The sequence below is a fragment of the Pseudomonas sp. CFBP 8771 genome, from assembly GCF_014841695.1.
In the GTDB taxonomy this organism is placed as follows: domain Bacteria; phylum Pseudomonadota; class Gammaproteobacteria; order Pseudomonadales; family Pseudomonadaceae; genus Aquipseudomonas; species Aquipseudomonas baltica.
Genome location: NZ_JACYUJ010000001.1, coordinates 976,495 through 992,686, shown reverse-complemented (window position 1 = coordinate 992,686; position 16,192 = coordinate 976,495). Strand labels below are relative to the sequence as shown.

13 protein-coding genes and 2 pseudogenes are annotated in these 16,192 nt (G+C 53.3%); 6 read left to right on the top strand and 9 right to left on the bottom strand.

Annotation, left to right across the window (positions count from 1 at the left end; genetic code table 11):
* Positions 1–58: 58 nt before the first annotated feature.
* A pseudogene (locus IFT80_RS04370) lies at positions 59–1,209 on the top strand (IS3 family transposase).
* Positions 1,210–2,532: 1,323 nt separating this feature from the next.
* Here the strand turns inward: IFT80_RS04370 and IFT80_RS04365 are convergent.
* The 4 genes from IFT80_RS04365 to IFT80_RS21835 all read right to left on the bottom strand — a co-directional run bounded on the left by IFT80_RS04365 (position 2,533) and on the right by IFT80_RS21835 (position 6,200).
* Entirely contained in the window at positions 2,533–3,327 is a 795-nt protein-coding gene (locus IFT80_RS04365) for a hypothetical protein (RefSeq protein WP_192136840.1), read from the bottom strand.
* Between the two features lie 136 nt (positions 3,328–3,463).
* Positions 3,464–4,033 carry a hypothetical protein gene (locus IFT80_RS04360; protein WP_192136839.1) on the bottom strand — a complete coding sequence of 190 codons (570 nt, stop codon included), beginning with the start codon at positions 4,031–4,033 and terminating at the stop codon, positions 3,464–3,466.
* A gap of 245 nt (positions 4,034–4,278) precedes the next feature.
* Positions 4,279–5,265, bottom strand: coding sequence for a hypothetical protein (locus IFT80_RS04355; protein WP_192136838.1), 987 nt, complete (start codon positions 5,263–5,265; stop codon positions 4,279–4,281).
* A 500-nt stretch (positions 5,266–5,765) separates the two neighbouring features.
* Positions 5,766–6,200: a MerR family transcriptional regulator gene (locus IFT80_RS21835; protein WP_080898798.1), complete on the bottom strand. Its 435-nt coding sequence runs from the start codon at positions 6,198–6,200 to the stop codon at positions 5,766–5,768.
* Positions 6,201–6,291: 91 nt separating this feature from the next.
* Between IFT80_RS21835 and IFT80_RS04345 the strand changes: the two genes are divergently transcribed.
* On the top strand, positions 6,292–7,254 hold the full coding sequence (locus tag IFT80_RS04345; RefSeq protein ID WP_044393711.1) for an arsenic resistance protein: 963 nt from the start codon (positions 6,292–6,294) through the stop codon (positions 7,252–7,254).
* A gap of 25 nt (positions 7,255–7,279) precedes the next feature.
* On the opposite strand, the pseudogene tnpC reads toward IFT80_RS04345, so the two are convergent.
* From tnpC to IFT80_RS04325, 4 genes and pseudogenes are all read right to left on the bottom strand, one after another.
* A pseudogene (tnpC, locus tag IFT80_RS04340) lies at positions 7,280–8,804 on the bottom strand (IS66 family transposase).
* 61 nt (positions 8,805–8,865) lie between these two features.
* Positions 8,866–9,201 (bottom strand): IS66 family insertion sequence element accessory protein TnpB, encoded by a 336-nt coding sequence (gene tnpB / locus IFT80_RS21620; protein WP_042561913.1) that lies wholly within the window; start codon positions 9,199–9,201, stop codon positions 8,866–8,868.
* Positions 9,198–9,530, bottom strand: a complete 333-nt coding sequence (gene tnpA / locus IFT80_RS04330) for an IS66-like element accessory protein TnpA (protein WP_054096639.1) — start codon at positions 9,528–9,530, stop codon at positions 9,198–9,200. The genes tnpB and tnpA overlap by 4 nt, the downstream gene beginning before the upstream one ends.
* A gap of 139 nt (positions 9,531–9,669) precedes the next feature.
* Complete coding sequence (locus IFT80_RS04325; RefSeq protein WP_080898799.1) at positions 9,670–10,371, bottom strand: toll/interleukin-1 receptor domain-containing protein; 702 nt, start codon at positions 10,369–10,371, stop codon at positions 9,670–9,672.
* A 431-nt stretch (positions 10,372–10,802) separates the two neighbouring features.
* On the opposite strand from IFT80_RS04325, the gene IFT80_RS04320 reads away from it, so the two are divergent.
* The 4 genes from IFT80_RS04320 (at position 10,803) to IFT80_RS04310 (ending at position 15,068) form a co-directional block, all read left to right on the top strand.
* The gene (locus tag IFT80_RS04320; protein ID WP_052507215.1) at positions 10,803–12,359 is read left to right on the top strand and encodes a hypothetical protein; all 1,557 of its coding nucleotides are present in this window, start codon (positions 10,803–10,805) and stop codon (positions 12,357–12,359) included.
* Between the two features lie 541 nt (positions 12,360–12,900).
* Positions 12,901–13,119, top strand: a complete 219-nt coding sequence (locus IFT80_RS21615) for a hypothetical protein (protein WP_122389409.1) — start codon at positions 12,901–12,903, stop codon at positions 13,117–13,119.
* Positions 13,120–13,905: 786 nt separating this feature from the next.
* Positions 13,906–14,505 (top strand): hypothetical protein, encoded by a 600-nt coding sequence (locus tag IFT80_RS04315; protein WP_192136837.1) that lies wholly within the window; start codon positions 13,906–13,908, stop codon positions 14,503–14,505.
* Complete coding sequence (locus IFT80_RS04310; RefSeq protein ID WP_192136836.1) at positions 14,502–15,068, top strand: hypothetical protein; 567 nt, start codon at positions 14,502–14,504, stop codon at positions 15,066–15,068. Before IFT80_RS04315 ends, IFT80_RS04310 begins: the two co-directional genes overlap by 4 nt.
* Positions 15,069–15,659: 591 nt before the next feature.
* Here IFT80_RS04310 and IFT80_RS04305 read toward each other — a convergent pair.
* A complete protein-coding gene (locus tag IFT80_RS04305; protein ID WP_192136835.1) occupies positions 15,660–16,046 on the bottom strand; it encodes a hypothetical protein in 387 nt (128 codons plus the stop codon).
* Between the last annotated feature and the right edge of the window lie 146 nt (positions 16,047–16,192).

The following is a 16,192-nucleotide window of genomic DNA, read 5'->3' as shown; positions in this document are numbered from 1 at the left end:
TCGCCCCGGGTTTCGTAGACACCTCCATGCCTTAAACTGAGGCCAATCAGGAGGTGCCATGAGCAACCCATGTTATCCCGAAGAATTCAAAATCCAAGCGGTCAATCAAGTGACCGAAAAGAAGCTGCCTGTCGCTGATGTGGCGGCGCGTCTTGGCGTGTCGACGCATAGCCTCTATGCCTGGATAAAGCGCTACAGCAAACCTTAGGCAGAACGGCAGCAAGACGATGATCAGCACGCTGAACTGCGTCGTCTGCGAGCGGAACTCAAGCGGGTCACTGAAGAGCGAGACATCTTAAAAAAGGCCGCCGCGTACTTTGCCAAGGAGTGCGGCTGAAGTACGCCTTTATCAAGCAGCGCGCGGGCGACTACTCCATTCGACGGCTTTGCCTGACGCTGAAAGTCCATCCCAGTGGTTATTACGCTTGGTTGTCTGAGCCGCAATCTGCACGCGCTAAAGACGACCAGCGATTGCTGGGTTTGATCAAGCACTCGTGGCAGGAGAGCGGCGGAGTTTATGGCTATCGCAAAATCCATGACGACCTGCGCGAGGTCGGTGAAGATTGTGGTCGGCATCGTGTGGCGAGGTTGATGCGTCTTGAAGGTCTGCGCTCTCAGACAGGGTATCGACGTTGCCCTGGAAAGTACGGCGGTAAGCCAGCGGTCGCCTCACCCAATTTACTGAAGCGCGAGTTCGATGTCGTGGAACCCAACAAGGTTTGGGTCACCGACATCACCTACATTCGTACGTATGAAGGCTGGCTGTATTTGGCGGTGGTGCTGGATCTGTTTTCTCGTCAGGTCGTTGGCTGGTCAATGAAGTCGCAGATGACCAGTGATTTGGCCATTGATGCGTTATTGATGGCGGTTTGGAGGCGAAAACCGAAACAAGAGGTGATGGTTCACTCCGACCAGGGCAGCCAGTACAGCAGCTCCGATTGGCGCAGTTTTTTGAAGGCAAACAATTTGGTTGCCAGCATGAGCCGCCGAGGCAATTGTCATGACAACGCCGTGGCTGAGAGCTTTTTCCAGCTTCTGAAACGGGAACGAATCAAGCGGAAAATCTACACCTCACGGCAAGATGCTCGTAGTGATGTGTTCGATTACATCGAGATGTTCTACAACCCAAAACGCCGCCATGGTTTCAACAGTCAGCTGTCACTGGTAGAGTTTGAAAAACGTTACGCAATGAGCTTGCAAGGTGTCTAGAGAATCCGGGGCGATTCACATAAGTGATATCGCACGCCCTCACCATTCACAAAGTTGGTACATAGATCTCAACTTTAGTGCGCATTTGTCGGTGAGTATGAGATTGGGGATGGCTTCCAGGAAGATTTTACCTGTCGGGGCTGACTGTACAGGGCGCTAGATGCAAGCTGAGCGCGCCGCCATGAGGCTGGGGGCCCGAAGGGCCAAGACATTGGCGTTGGCAGGTGGCGTGGTTCGCAAAAGCTGTCCTCATATGGCCTACCAAAATGACTACGCAGTTGGACGACCTCATAGCTCAGACCTAAGCCGACACCGTGTTCTGAAATCTACAGATACCGCTTCTCCGCAGCAGAGAGAACTTACTCCTCATGACCCATCTGATGTAGCTTCGTTGCGCTTATAGGAGACATTGTCGATCAGAACCTGGAGGTATTTGCTGGGAAAAAGAGGTGAAATGTCCTGCTATCTGCGTGTTGAGCTGTTGATGCACCGATTTTACAAGAGCCGCAAAAAGCCATTTCGGCATAGCAAGGTGCTCAAGTCGCGAAATCCTCTGCCGATAGGATTCAGGACACTTAGGCTGACAGTCACCGTTGCGGCCTATTTCATAGCGGCCAACCCTACTTATCAGGAAAAACTATTCTCTGATAGATAGCAATTCGAGAAATTTCTAAATGATTCAGTGTCCAAAATGCAGCGGAACAAATATCGATAAGCTTAACTACGGAAAGCGCGCCGGGACAGCTACCGGCGCTGTGGCAGGCGGAATAGGAGGTTACACCGGCGCTGCTGGAGGCGCAGCAGCGGGTGGCGAAGTTGGTGCAATGTTAGGACTAGCCGCAGGCCCAGTTGGTGCCGCCTTTGGTGCCGCAGTGGGTGCAGCTGCTGGGGGCATTCTAGGTGCACTATTCGGGAGCGCAACGGGCGGAATGATAGGCACCAAGGCCGGTGAGATGGTGGATGAGCACATCTTGGATAACTACAAATGCCTGAAGGACAGCTGCAAACATGAATTCAGCATTTAAAGTTACCCCACTACACGCGCGCAGCCAAATCTGTAGCTTCAGGGCGCACGACGTGTGGCAGACGCTTTCAACCAGCATAGCTCCACGAGGCATGGTAGTTAGCTGAGCGGATGAGGCAGGCTGCACTACTGGTGGTCACCGAGCAGTAAGCTGGGCAAGCGGAGCGCGCAGGCATGAGGATGGAAGCCCAGCGGGCCAAGACGATGCGATAGCAGAGGCTTGGTTCACGACAGCCGGCTCCGGAGGAGCATGCCAAAACAAGCATCAACGAAGAAAACAGCAGATGGCCCTGCAGCCTCTACCTTGTTGGAGCAAGAAAACCGTTTGCTACGAAAAACCTCACAATCACATCAAGATTGAATTTCCAATTTTGCCTTTGCTCGCGTACGGAGTAGCCAGCCCATTCCATCTGCTGATCAGAGTGATGCTTGGCATCTGAAACGAATCGTTTACTTGCCTTGGCACCCAAGCGCAGTTCACTGAGTACAATCCGAGGATTTTGATGCACAAGTCCCTGGAGCAGTCCTTGGATCAGGCCTGCATCCAACGATGCTTGATAACCGCCCAAGCCGGCGAAGTATGCGGCGAGTAGTGGTCTGAGGTGATCTTGGGATTGTTTACTCAGATGTGGGTGGATCGCGGCTAGGTTAAAGTGCACTCCAATGCCAGGCTCCGATGTCGCAAACCAGGATCGGTAGTGCTCCAGCGCTGCTGCGGATGGGTTACAGGCTCGGTAGCTTTCCTCCCAACTCCGCATAGGGGAACTCATGATGCAGAGTACGTCTTTGTCACCCAGTACGCCTAGGTCTTTGAAGAAACTGCACGTACCCCAAAGGGTAGTCACCACCTGCATCGGATCCTGCTGCAACTCGACCGCCAAAAATCCTGTGAACGCCTGGAAAGCGGCGGGACTACATGCATAGCTCTCAGCCGCCCCAACGATCACCAGGAATGCATCGTAGAGAGCCAGGCAGTCGAGACTGTCATGACCTCCACAACGGCCCTTGGCGACTGTACGTTTGAGCATTTTATCTAGGGATGCTTGGCTGAAGTAGCGCATCCCGTTAAGCTTGATTTGTTCTGCTGTCAGCATGCTGATGCCCGCGTGTGGTTCGACTGACGAAGCTACGGCAGTACGCAGAGATTATTCGGAGACGTCCTTGGTAGGATCAGGTCTTCGGATTGATCTGGAATTTGAACGGGCCGCATGTGAGGCACCGACCTTGTGACTATTCGGACTTGGAGGAGGGGGCTGCGAGTCCGGAATGAACGCACACACCTGATGTAGGAAAGAACGGCCAGTCGTCATCGTTAGCCTCGATGCCATGATCAAACACAGGCGGTTCATAGTCGTCGATACCCAGCGAGTTCGACTTCAAAATTTCCTTCACAACCCCCCAATATGGATAGTCCGAACGGCCTGAATAAACGTCAGCCTCGCTAGAAAAACTGACGTGATAAAACCGAATAGGATCAATCGCCACGAACTTTTCCCACATCGCCTCAAGGGCAGGAATCGTGTCGCTCGTGGTGGCGCTGTCGAGAAAGACGCTGAGGCAGTCGTCGTGAAACGCAATCAGTTTCACCGGGGACATGGCGCCGCGAATGTGCATGTGCTCCAAGGCTGTGAGGAGGCGCTCATCCAGATAGTCGCCATACAGCAAACAGAAAGTCTGCTTGGCTGCTTGCGGTAGCGCCTCGAGATTCGGGCCCTTCCACTGCAGACAGCTGCAGATGATGTGATTAGGAGCGTCACTGGGTGACGGAGGATCGCACTCGGGATGGAACAGAGCTGGCATAAGCATTTCTCCTCTATGATGGGGGAAATGAAGCCGTCGGCATGGGTTTGGTCAAGCTGATGAGCCGCGAAAAATAATTTTTCCGACGGAATATCAGTATCTTACGAGTATACCGATAACATCCACGGTCGAAGTTTGCCTCAGAGCCATGCACGAGAAATCGACTACGCAATCGGGATGGCGTGGAGCAAAAACGTTGAGCAGTTGGGCCTCGATGAACGAAGCCCAGCGCTCATAGATATACTTTACGCCTTGGGCGTTTTATCGATCCCGCGAATGTATTGCGACAACAGCCTAGGCCCAGGATGGCCCATTGCAGCAGCCGGCGCGTCCAGCGATGGAGTTGAGTGATTTCGGAAGATACCGCCGATGAGAGCCTCACGCGGCGCCCTCATGGATACGGTCTGAGGGTTGAGTTGAGCCTCCATCCACCAGGCTCGCAGAATCCTTTTTAGCTCAAATTGGGTCATAAGATCATTTCGGTTCTTGTGGGAGGGGAACAGGTAGTCCTCGTTTGAAAGCCCACTTTCTTTCACGTACTGAGACAGCACTGCTGCACTCATTACGGGCAGCCTGCGCGTCATTTGCCTGGTGCTGCAAATCGAAGCCTTGTAACTATCGACAACGAAGCCATCACTTTGAATGTCTCCTGCTTTGAGGTGCAGTAGTTCAGCTTGCCGAACCCCTGACAGCGCGATGACGCACAGCGCACGATTGCGTAGGTTGGCGATGCGATCTACTGCCTCTGCGAGGGCCCTGAAGTCTTCTTTGCTCAATGGCGTGATCGAGGAGGAGAGCTTCGGGGCGTGCGAGAACTCGTAGTCAAGGCGACCTGGTTCGCTACGCACGGTTTTTGAGGTCGCAGTCGCTGCTTGATCCATGCGAAAGCTCTTGAAGGCCAAGAGCTCGTGCAGTGGCAATGCCATCACCAACGAGTTGATCGCCACATCATTAATCTCGACGATGTTGTGGCGTTTCAGGTGCAGGTAGATCGCCGTACTGACAGAGTCCCGTACCTCTGCTAATGAGGGAACGGGGGCTTCGGGCAAGCAAGTTTTTGATGACTTCAAGAGGTCGTGAAAGTCACGATAGCCGAGCCCTGAGGCGAGGACTTCGTGGGCGACCATGAGGCTAAGGCCATCAGTGATAGGCCAGGTCGAACGCAGGGTGTTGGCAAGACGTTTGAAGCGGCGATTCGGCACGAGGTCGAACGGATAGATAGGAACGCGCATGGCATTCTCCAGGGTCAGGATGTCGGCTGCTCTCTGACACTTGTCGAAAGCCTGCTTGGTGGGGAGTGACAACCTGAGGCCCATGGCCTTTTGCGAACCGACCGCTCGATCCAGTGAACCGATAGGCCAAAACTTAGCACAACCACCGCGATTGTCTAGTTGAGCTGTCTGGAGGGCTACAGACGCGAGAATGGAAGCCCGTAGGGCCAGGCCTGTCCTGCGTAGGGCCTGGTTAACGATAGCTGTCCCCGTAAGGCTAGACGCTCTGCAAAGTCATCTGTCGAAGAGGCAAAAGCGGTGCTCTAAAGGCGCTGACTTATGGGAAAGGGCTGGCTCAGAAAAACCTTGAGCCTGATGCGGAAATTTTTGGGTAGTAAGCGTCTGCCGAACACATCTTGTACCAGCCCGTTTGGTGTAGACAGACGCTCGAAACACCCTGTCGAGGCTATCGCGCTATTCGGTTTCGATGGCAGCTTGCTCCCCCTATGCTCTTGACTCGTCTAGGAGCAGCAACCAGAGCGAACCCCAGCAGCGGGTTCAAAAAGTGACTCAACAATCGTGCAGTCTGGAGTGTTTGAACCTAGGCATGTTGACTCACACATACTTGCCATTGAGAGCAGCTCTACCCGGATTTGCTGAAGCTTTGCTACCTTCGACTCTACTTCCGCTAGGTGCTTTTTGACCACAGAAAGCGCGTCAGCGCACGGACGATCAGCATCTGCTGCGAGCGCGATGAGTTCTCGGATATCTTCGAGCGGGAAACCCAATTCACGATTCTGCCGGATGAAGACGAGTCTTGATCGATGCTTTTCAGTATAGATTCGATGCCGCCCAGCCGACCGCAGGGCGGGAGGTAGAAGGCCTATTTTCTCGTAGTAGCGAATCGTTTCAATGTGGCAACCCGTTGATTTCGACAGCGCCCCGATTCCTGACATGCAAATTCTCCAAGCATTTTCTTGAACCTGTAGTAGCTACAGATATTAACCTGTCTTCAGAAAATAACTTCACGCGCTTGAAGGGCATTTTGTGGACAGAGAACAGCTAGAGACGAACCAGATTCCCATTTACTTCATCGCGGTCATTGTCGCGGCCCTCGGAGGCCTGCTCGCCCCCAATGCGTCTGAAGCATTAGGGTCGACGGTGACACCCACCATCGCAGTGCTGATGTACGCCATGTTTCTACAGATCCCGTTCTTGGATCTCCGTAATGGCCTCGCAAATAAGCGTTTCATGGCGGCGCTGCTCACAGCCAACTTCGTGGCCATCCCCTTGCTGGTTTGGGCATTGACTATGGGGATAACCAATCACCCGGCGATTTTAGTGGGTGCCCTGTTGGTCTTGCTGACGCCTTGTATCGACTATGTGGTGGTTTTTACCCACATCGGCAAAGGCGACTCCAAACTCACTCTGGCGGCCACCCCATTGCTTCTTTTGATGCAGCTTGTGCTGCTGCCGGTGTACCTGACCTTCATGCTGGGTAACGACTCAGCAGTGGTCATTTCTATAGGCCCATTTGTTGAGGCCTTTGTGATGCTGATCGCTTTGCCTTTGGTCTTAGCGGTAGCAACAGCTGCCGGGGCAAAGAGATCACGCATCGTTGAAAGCTGGAACAACGCATGGGCCTGGATGCCTGTACCGGCTATGGCGGCTGTATTGGTCGTAGTGATCGGCTCTCAGATTTCAACGGTGGTCAGAGACATGGACAGGCTGCTGCCTGTTATTCCCGCCTACATTGGTTTCATGCTCTTGGCACCAGTGGTAGGTGCGCTGGTGGCTCGGGCGTTTAAGTTACCGGCCAGCACGGCAAGATCAGTAGCTTTCAGCAGCTCGACACGAAACTCATTAGTGGTTCTGCCATTGGCACTGGCCTTGCCCGAGGAAATCAGAGGGCTCGCTGCGGCAGCAGTCATTACTCAAACGCTGATTGAGTTGGTCAGCGAACTAATTTACATCCGAGCAATTCCTGCTTTGGTGTGGCGCAAAATGTAGATGCCAGGGCAGACACCCTGCGCGATTAAACAGGCGCCCACATGTGCGGCAGCAGCTTGTTAATCTCACTCGCGCGCTGCGTCGGCAGGCGCATGAGAACATCCTTTAGATAGGCGTACGGATCATGGCCATTCAGCCGCCCTGACTGGATCAAGCTCATGATCGCCGCAGCCCGTTTTCCGCTGCGTAGCGACCCGGCGAAGAGCCAGTTCTTGCGCCCAAGAGCCCATTGCCGGATCTGGTTCTCCGCCCAATTATTATCAATGGGAACCGCCCCGTCATCGAGGTAGCGCGACAGCGCTGCCCAGCGTTTAAGGCTGTAATCGAGTGCTCTGCTGATGGCCGAACCTTCGGGCACAAGATCACGCTGCGCGATCATCCAGGCATGCAGCCTATCCATCACCGGTACGGCTTTTTCTTGCCGTATTCGGCGCCGTAAATCCGGCTCCAGGTCTCTGACTTCTCTTTCGATTTCTTACAACAACTGGATATAGCGCAGGGCTTGCTCGGCGAGCGTGCTTTTATTCGTAGCGTGCAGTTCGAAGAACTTGCGCCGTGTATGGGCCATGCAGCCGATCTCTGTCACGCCGAGTTCAAAGCTGGCCTTGTAGCCGCCAAAATCGTCGCAGACCAACTTGCCCTTCCAGTCCTGAAGGAAGTTGCGAGCATGCTCTCCGGCGCGACTGGAGCTGAAGTCATAAACCACCGCTGCCACATCCGAGAACTGGCTGGTAGCGTAGGCCCACACATAGGAGCGATGGGTTTTTTTTGTTCCCGGCATGAGCATCTGCACCGGTGTTTCATCTGCGTGGATGACTTGTTGCCCAAGCACTACTTCGCGCAGCGCATCGACCAGCGGCTGCAACTGAACTCCGGTCACGCCAACCCATTGAGCCAAGGTTGAACGTGGAATCGCCAGGCCCGCTCGACCGAAGATCGATTCCTGACGGTAAAGCGGCAGATGGTCAGCAAACTTGGCGATCATGACCTGTGCGAGCAGGCCCGAAGTCGGGATGCCCTTATCAATGACCTGCGCCGGAACCGGTGCCTGGATCAGCGTTTCGCAGTTATCGCAGACCCACTTGCCACGGACATGGCGCTCGACGGTGAACACGCCGGGCGTGTAGTCCAGCTTCTCGCTAACGTCCTCACCGATGCGCTTGAGGGCGCAGCCGCATGGGCAGTGAGTGTTGTCCGGTTCGTGATGGATCAACGTTCGCGGAAATTCTGCCGGCAATGCCGTGCGCTTGGGCTTTTGCTTTTCCTCGGTCGCCGTTGGTGCTATTTGCAACGCCTGAAGCTCGGCCTCAATCGCCGCGATATCAGTATCGATCAGGTCATCTAGCAGGCTGGCCTGTTCAGGATTCATCTGCTCGCTGCGCTTGGCAAACTTCAAACGCTTGAGCTGGGCGATCTCATGGGTCAGTTTCTCAATGACTGTTTGATCACGGTTGATTTTCTTGCCCATAGTGTCGACTTGCGAGAGCAACTGCGCTGCGAGGACGCGCAGTTGAGTGGGAGACAGTTGGTCGATTGGGCGAAGAAGTCATACGCCGGACTTTGCCAGAGCAGGCGTTTCGCGACGATAGACCGATAGGCTAATGGCAGCCGTTAAAGCAGTATGATCGAGCCTCCAGAACCTGCGCGTTGCCATGGCAGCCCCAGCACCAATGCCTGAAGTTGCTCGGCATCCAGTTCCATCTCAGAACCATGGCGAATGCCAGGCCAGTGGAACTTGCCTTGGTTTAACCGGCGCGCCGCCAGCCATATTCCGAAGCCGTCATGCACCAGCACTTTCATGCGATTGGCGCGGCGGTTGGCGAACAGATAAGCGCAGTGCGGCTGCGCCGCACCGAACACCGCGATCACCTTGGCTAGCGCCGTTTCGGTGCCTGCGCGCATGTCCATCGGTTCGGTGGCGAGCCAGATAGAGTCGATGCGAATCATCGCAGAATATCTCGAAGAAAAGTCGCGCAGGCGGCAGCACTTTCAGTGGGCCAGTTCACTTTGATGATGCCGCGCGGGTGCTGTATTTCAACGCAGATATTCGATGATGCTGGATGGGAGTTCGCCCCGGCCAGCGGCATGGCTAACGGAATAAATGCAGGTGGCGGCGCCGGGATTTTCTGCGCTTGCAGCCGAATCCATTTGTGGACGAGGTTTGCGTTGAGGCTATGACCGAGCGCGACGCTGGCAATCGAAGCGCCCGGTTGGGCGCACTCTTGAATGATCTGGGCTTTAAAGGATTTGGAATAGGAACGGCGTGTTGGCTGCATGAAATACCCGCTTGAAAGGCTAGAACTGGTGTCCACTTAATTTAAGTGCACACCATGTCTTCGCTTTGCAGGGCTGGGTAGATGACTTGGCCGGACGGTTACCGATTATCTCCAGGCCTGCCCTGTGGATGCGTTGGCGTTAGGATGCTTGGGCACCATTAGACTTCAGCAAATCTGCGATCTCAGCAGCGATCTCATCAATGGTGTGCACCGCTGTGCTGCGCGCCACCTTGTCCGCGATCGAAGAACTGAAATCCATCACTTGCTGCTTGGTGATGTTGTGCCAAATCGGCAGCAAGATCTGTTCGCCTGACACTGAGCGGGTAACGATCCCGTCCAATTCGTAGTTCGTCCAACCCTTCTTGATAAACGCTGGGGACAGAACCACAAGTCCAACGCGGCTACTAACCAAGCCCTTATCAATCTTTTGGCGCAAGCTGTCCCCGATACGAAGGGTCATTTCGTCAAACCATACCTTGAGCCCAACTGCAACTAACGCATTGGCCAACGGCCTGACAAACTCGTCCTTGTCCTCAGACGCATGAGATATGAACACGTCATAGGTTTGTCCGTTCGACTGCGCCGGAGCTGGAACCTCGCTGCGGACGAGGCTTGGTACCTCAGATAGCGGACGACGGTAGATTTCCGGAACCCCACTGGGCAGTGCACGTGACGTCCGCCCCCCACCGCCGCTAGATGAAGAGGACGATGACGGAGAAGAGTAGGAGGGGGAAGAATACGAGCGTGCTCCATAGCCGCCATAACGGTTTCTACACGCAGGACAATTGGCTGCCGCGCTTGCGGAGCGGTGACCCTTACTCGGTGCGGTGCATGTCGCCATATCGATTCTGGCTCCCCAAGCGCAAACGTGCGCCTTGTACGTGCCCTGCCTCAGTCAACGGCAAGGTCAGTGGCATTAGCGGGACAATCCCATAAGGTTCAGCGCTAGAAAGTCATGCATTTTTGAAGCGCCTAGACTGAAGGATTACTGATATTAATCTGCCATGCAACCTTGGGATTAGGTGCGCTCGGAGCATTGATGTGAATCGATAGCTGGCGTCATTTTCTCTACAAATCACCTGCTTTCAAAAATCGGAGTGCGTACAGCTGACTTTGCTTGCTCAAGCCTGCCCAGTCAGCCGAACGTGACGACACCCAGCCGTTGCACGCGCTTCCCTTTTTTCGGCAGGGGTATCGCTTCGTCGGGTACCAGATCGCCATTACGCCAAGCCTCGAATTTTGATAGATTTTAGATAACTAGGGAGTGTCGCGATGTCCAGCTCGGAAAGATCAGGTGTTTTCGACATATCAGATGCGGAGGGTGTCAACGACTCCGAGCGATTACTGATGAGGCTATGCCGGAAATCCTTCTTAAGTTTGTGGGCACATGCCAATCTGCATACTGACCAAGACATGCGCCAAGGGAAGGGGAGCGCGAAGGAATTTGCCGATGTAATGGTGGTGTTCGGTGAGGACGTCATCATTTTTTCCGACAAGCACATTACATATCAGTCGGAGGCTGACACTGCGGTTGCTTGGAAGCGCTGGTACAAACGCGCCATTACAAGTTCTGCGAAGCAGTTATATGGTGCCAAAAGCTGGTTGGAGCGGTTTCCTCATAGGGTGTTTTTGGACTCAAAATGCACCCGATCACTGCCTGTGCAGATTCCAGACATACCAAGGGTGCGTTATCACCTTGTGGCTGTGACACGGGGGAGTGCTGAAGCTTGTGCGAAGCATTTCTCAGGCAGCGTTGGCTCACACATGATCCAGACCGGCTTGGATCACAATGCCTATGCAGAGCTTCCGTTTACTACAGGGCCGCTAGACCCCAGTAAAGAGTTTGTTCACATCTTCGACGAGATCTCGCTGGAAGTGCTGATGCACGAGATGAGCACGGTCAAAGATTTCATCGATTACCTAGGAACGCGCAAGGCATTCCTGCTCAATCCGAATACAGTGGTAACGAGTGCAGGTGAAGAGCAATTAATTGCGTCTTACCTACAACACACTGATGACAATCAGCATGGATTCCTACCGGAGATGGAGGGTGTCCCTAACCATGTCAGCTTTGACGAGACGCTTTACCCTCAACTGTTATCACTCCCGGAGTATCGGGAGATGCACCACCAAAATAGAGTGAGTGGATTTTGGGACGCGCTAATCGAAAAATTTATCACGGTAGGCGACCCCACCATTACTAATTTTGGCGCTGAACAAGCGAATCATGAAACCGAACTCGCTTTGCGATTGATGGCGGGTGAGACCAGGTTCATGAGGCGCGAACTGTCCCGCCATTTCTTGGAGATGATGAAGCTAGCTAAGGCGGGGGAATATGTACGCAGGGCTCGCACTTTAACTACCCAGCAAGCACCCGATATACTTTACATTTTCCTGGCGTGCCCCAAGCCTGCAGGGCAGCCCGGTGCGGAATATAGGCAATACCGAAGCGCGCTGTTGTTGTCATACGCTCAGTGCGCAAAGCTGAGGTTCCCTGGTGCTAAGACCATCATTGCACTCGGCTTTGATCACCCACTCAAAAACTACGAAGGAGGCTCCGAGGATCTATGCGTCTTCATCCGCGACGAGTACACCGAGGAGGAGCGGGTAGAGGTCGAAAACCTGAGAGCTACGCTTGGGATCTATGCGGACTCCACTGTCCCGGCTGAAAAAACAAGCTATCAGTTTCCGGCTGTAGGTGATCGTCAACTTGGCGATGACGCTACCTTCGTATTCAACCAAACTTTGAGCAAACGACCGCGACCAACTACTAAAAAATCAAAAAATAAAAGCCAAAAAAAAGCTAGGAGAGCGAATCGGAAAAAATGATCTTTCGGGCTGTTTACCCTAAGGTGACAAAAGAAACGATTTCCAAGAAAAAGTTTAATCCGGCCAAGGCGCGTGACTTTCTGAGAACTGGACTGCATACCCCGCCGTTTGACATAAATAAGATCTATGTTTAAAGCTCCTCAAAGGGCTTTGTGCTTGGTGCTTCTGCATTGGGTCTATTCCTCGCCGACCTCTCGAATTCAAGGCCGACAGCCATGTGCAAAAAGCACATTGCTATCGAAAGATAGGTTTGTTGCTATGCCCCAGAACCTATCCATCCTACTGGCAGCCGCCAAACGATGAAGGTTTTCAAGAATTAAATGGCTCTCAGATGGCAAGCGGAGCGCGCAGGCCGCAAGGCCGAGGCGCGAGGATGGAAACCCACTGGGCCGAGACGCCGCCATGGCGAGCGGCTCGGTTCACGACGGCCATCCCGAAGGGCGCGCACAGCACCAACGGTCAACGTTTTCCAATCTTCAAGCTCAAAATATTTGTTGTCTCAAGAAGCAAGAAATGGCGCCCCAAACAGACCGGAGGATCTATGACTCGTCACGACGAAGAGACTGTGTACTGCAACATCCAGATGCCCATGGCCAAGGGACGGGAGCTATCCAGATTAGTGGCTGAGCTGCGGTCGTCAGGCAATCATCCTGACCTCGACTCAGTCTTCAAAGAAATACAGGACGAGCTAAATTCGTCGATAGAGTTCGTTGAGGAACAGCTCCGGGGTGAGACTGGATTCGGCCGGCGACTATCCTAGGATGCTGAAGGCTCTAGCACTGAGAAGCGCAGGTATTCATTCATCAACCTGTGTTAGCTCTGTAAGTCTTGAGGCCAACACACTCGCTTGTTTCTGCGTCAAACTAAAACGGCAGTCATCGATGTCCAAGGAAATAATGCCGTCGAGCTCCCTGTTCAAGAAGACCCCATAGCTATTCGTCTCGTCTATTGTTCCAACTTCAGGTGTGCCGGGTCGAGTGAATACAGCATACGTAATCTCAAGCGATCCATTGTCGAGCGAAGGATCCTTGAAAGTATAAAATCTGTTTGGTGGTAGTTTTATGCTCATGCGTTTTCTCTCATAAATAAGCCGCTTAATTGTTAAACGGAAGTTCTTAAGAAAACTTGAGGGCTGGCGCAAATAAACGTTTCGCGTAAGATATTGGCATTTCGCCTGCCTGCAGTTGATCGCCGACCCACATATCACCTTCCTTGCGGTGGTACCCCCGCTCCCTGTTTTACTGCGGTACTGGATCACATCTATCGCCCAGGCCAACATCAACCCACACTACTATCGATTGCCGGCTGGGAATCTATGGCAAGCGGAGCGCGCTGGCCGCGAGGCCGAGGCGCGAGGATGGAAGCCCACCGGGACAAGACGCCGACTTGGCGGTGGCTTGGTTCACGACAGCCGTCCCGAAGGGCGCGCACTGCAATTTTTCCAGGCATTTTTACGTGATACGCGACATCAGAATAAATATTTTTAGTTTCTCCTAAAGTTTTTTAAGCGACGAGCCGTTTAAATTTGTATTTAGGTGCATGGTATATGCGGGTGTTGGATAAAAGTTGTTTGCCGATCAGCACAATCTTCAAAGCTGAACGTTCAATGATGTGTCGGGCGTTCACTGAAGAAAGGGTATTCACAGCCTCGATTGAGTTAACCGGGAACGTCGTCACGTGTATTTTGGACGATTCTGAATACTCCTTTACAGCGCAACAATGTGGAGAGCTTGCGGACAGCCTTGCCACCTTATTGAAAATCAGTACTGAACGCGCCGCCAGCCAAGTAAAAATTGGGCTTCCGCTCAAACTCGATTTTTGTAAGATTTTCTACCAGTTGATTTTATCGAGAAGTTCGGCGAGCGGATGCGATCGACTATACGGCTATGATTACGACTCTGACCTTGTGCTCTTTGGTGCTTCTGGATCTTTCCGATATCCCGGTACGCGTGATTCCTACAAGCTATTCGTAGGGTTCAATGATGAGCTTTGCCTTCCATTTTTGGGTATCGAGGACTGGGTGTACACCTTCTGCTTTGACGAAGCGTCCTGGCTAATCGAGCAGTTATGCGTTGGAGGCTATCTGCTTGCACAGATAGAACAAACAGAAAAAGAATCTAAGAAGAACGGAAGGAACTATCAGTGAGCTCATCCAACGTAGATACCGCTGGTGTACTAGATTTCAAACGCGACTTTCTCTGCTGGCGCGGCCGGGAATCCGATGAGCGCTATGAATGCCGTGTTGCAGGCACTAATCGGAGAGGTGCGAGAATTGAATTTGAGTCTGAAGGGGTAGACGTCAGTGCAGAGGTTGCGGAAGAGATCGCCTTTTGCTTGTCCGAAGCTTTGGCTATCGCGGAGCAGACGGATGTTGAAAGCGCGACTGCTGCAGTACGGTACGACGGCTCGCTCGCCAGGAAGTATCGATTATCGTGTGGTGCATGGCAGTTCAGTGCCGTAGGTGTTGTACACGTAGAGAATGCAAGTCCTGAGCTCTTTGAAGGTACAGAAGGCGCAGGCATCGTAGTAGGCGTTCGAACGATTGAAGAGGGTGGGTTCGAACTTGAGCTTGAGGAGACGTGGTACTCATTTTCACCGCAGGATGCGTTTTGGTTGCAAGAGAAGCTGCTCGAAGTTAGACAGCAGCCTCCAAAGCAGTGCCCCCGAGTACGCTTGCTCGAGGCAGGATATAGTGCCTGGAAACCCTAAGCATTTACGACGTACTTGACTGGTGAATAGGATTCACCAGTGTGGGCCTAGCTGGGGGTAGTAGTGGCGCAGGTGCTCGGTATCGCAGAGGTCACCATTCGAATCCTGCCGAACCTCGTTCGTTAGGTCACCACGCGTCTTGCGACACGGGCAGGATTCAGCTACAGCTACAGCATAGGCAGGAGATCCAGCATCACTATTTCTCAACCAAATCTTTGTACAATTCTCGTGCGGCGAGGATCTGATCCCTCAGTTCTTCGGGGTCAATCCTCATGCCGCCTCGTGGTGTCACCTGCAATGTCTTCAGGCTGTTGGCTGCTCTGATGAAATCTCGTTCCTCCGCCTGTATCCAGGCAGGGCGTTTGTCCTTCCAAAATGACCATGCCATTTTTTGCGTAACCTCACTCCACGATGGATGGAAGCTAGTATGTGGTAGCCGCAGGGAATGTCCAAGCTAGCTAGTGACCTCGATCTCTATGCAAGCGGAGCGCGCGGACGTGAGGATGGAAGCCCGGCAGGGTCAGGACAACGGCGAGCATCGCCGGGCCTGATTTACGACAGCCGTCCCGGCAGGGCACGCAAACGTTATGTTCACCTCACGGGACAGCACCAGCTTCTTTGGAATCGATTTGCAACCGGTAGCCGACTCTCGCCACAAATCCAAGTCATCGTCAAAGACATCCATAAGACATTTTGCGCATGCTCCGCCTCCGCCTCGGGTTCGCCAGCACGGGCAAGCCCGCAGATATTTTCTGGCGCCCACTCATCGTTAAACAAGAGCATGTCATGCGTAAGCTCTAAATCTTGCCCTAGAAAGCCGACCAGAAGCAGATCAAGACTGTCGTCATGGATGCTTGCTTTGTACGTGCTGTTCCCATCGTCGGACAGCTCTCGCCACACAATCCACGTGACCATCGTGCGGCTTGCAGGGTCAGACAACGTGTGTTTTTGGAGGCTAGGCAAGGATGAATTGGTCATCTCATTTCCTCTGGATGTAGTCGGGAAATTAAAGATGACCAGGGAGGTCAAGGTGATGAGCAGCTCGGGGGGGAAGCGTTTCCGACGAAAAAGCGTAACCTCTAGGCATACCCTTAAAAATTTAGCCGCACTTACGTAAGGAGATG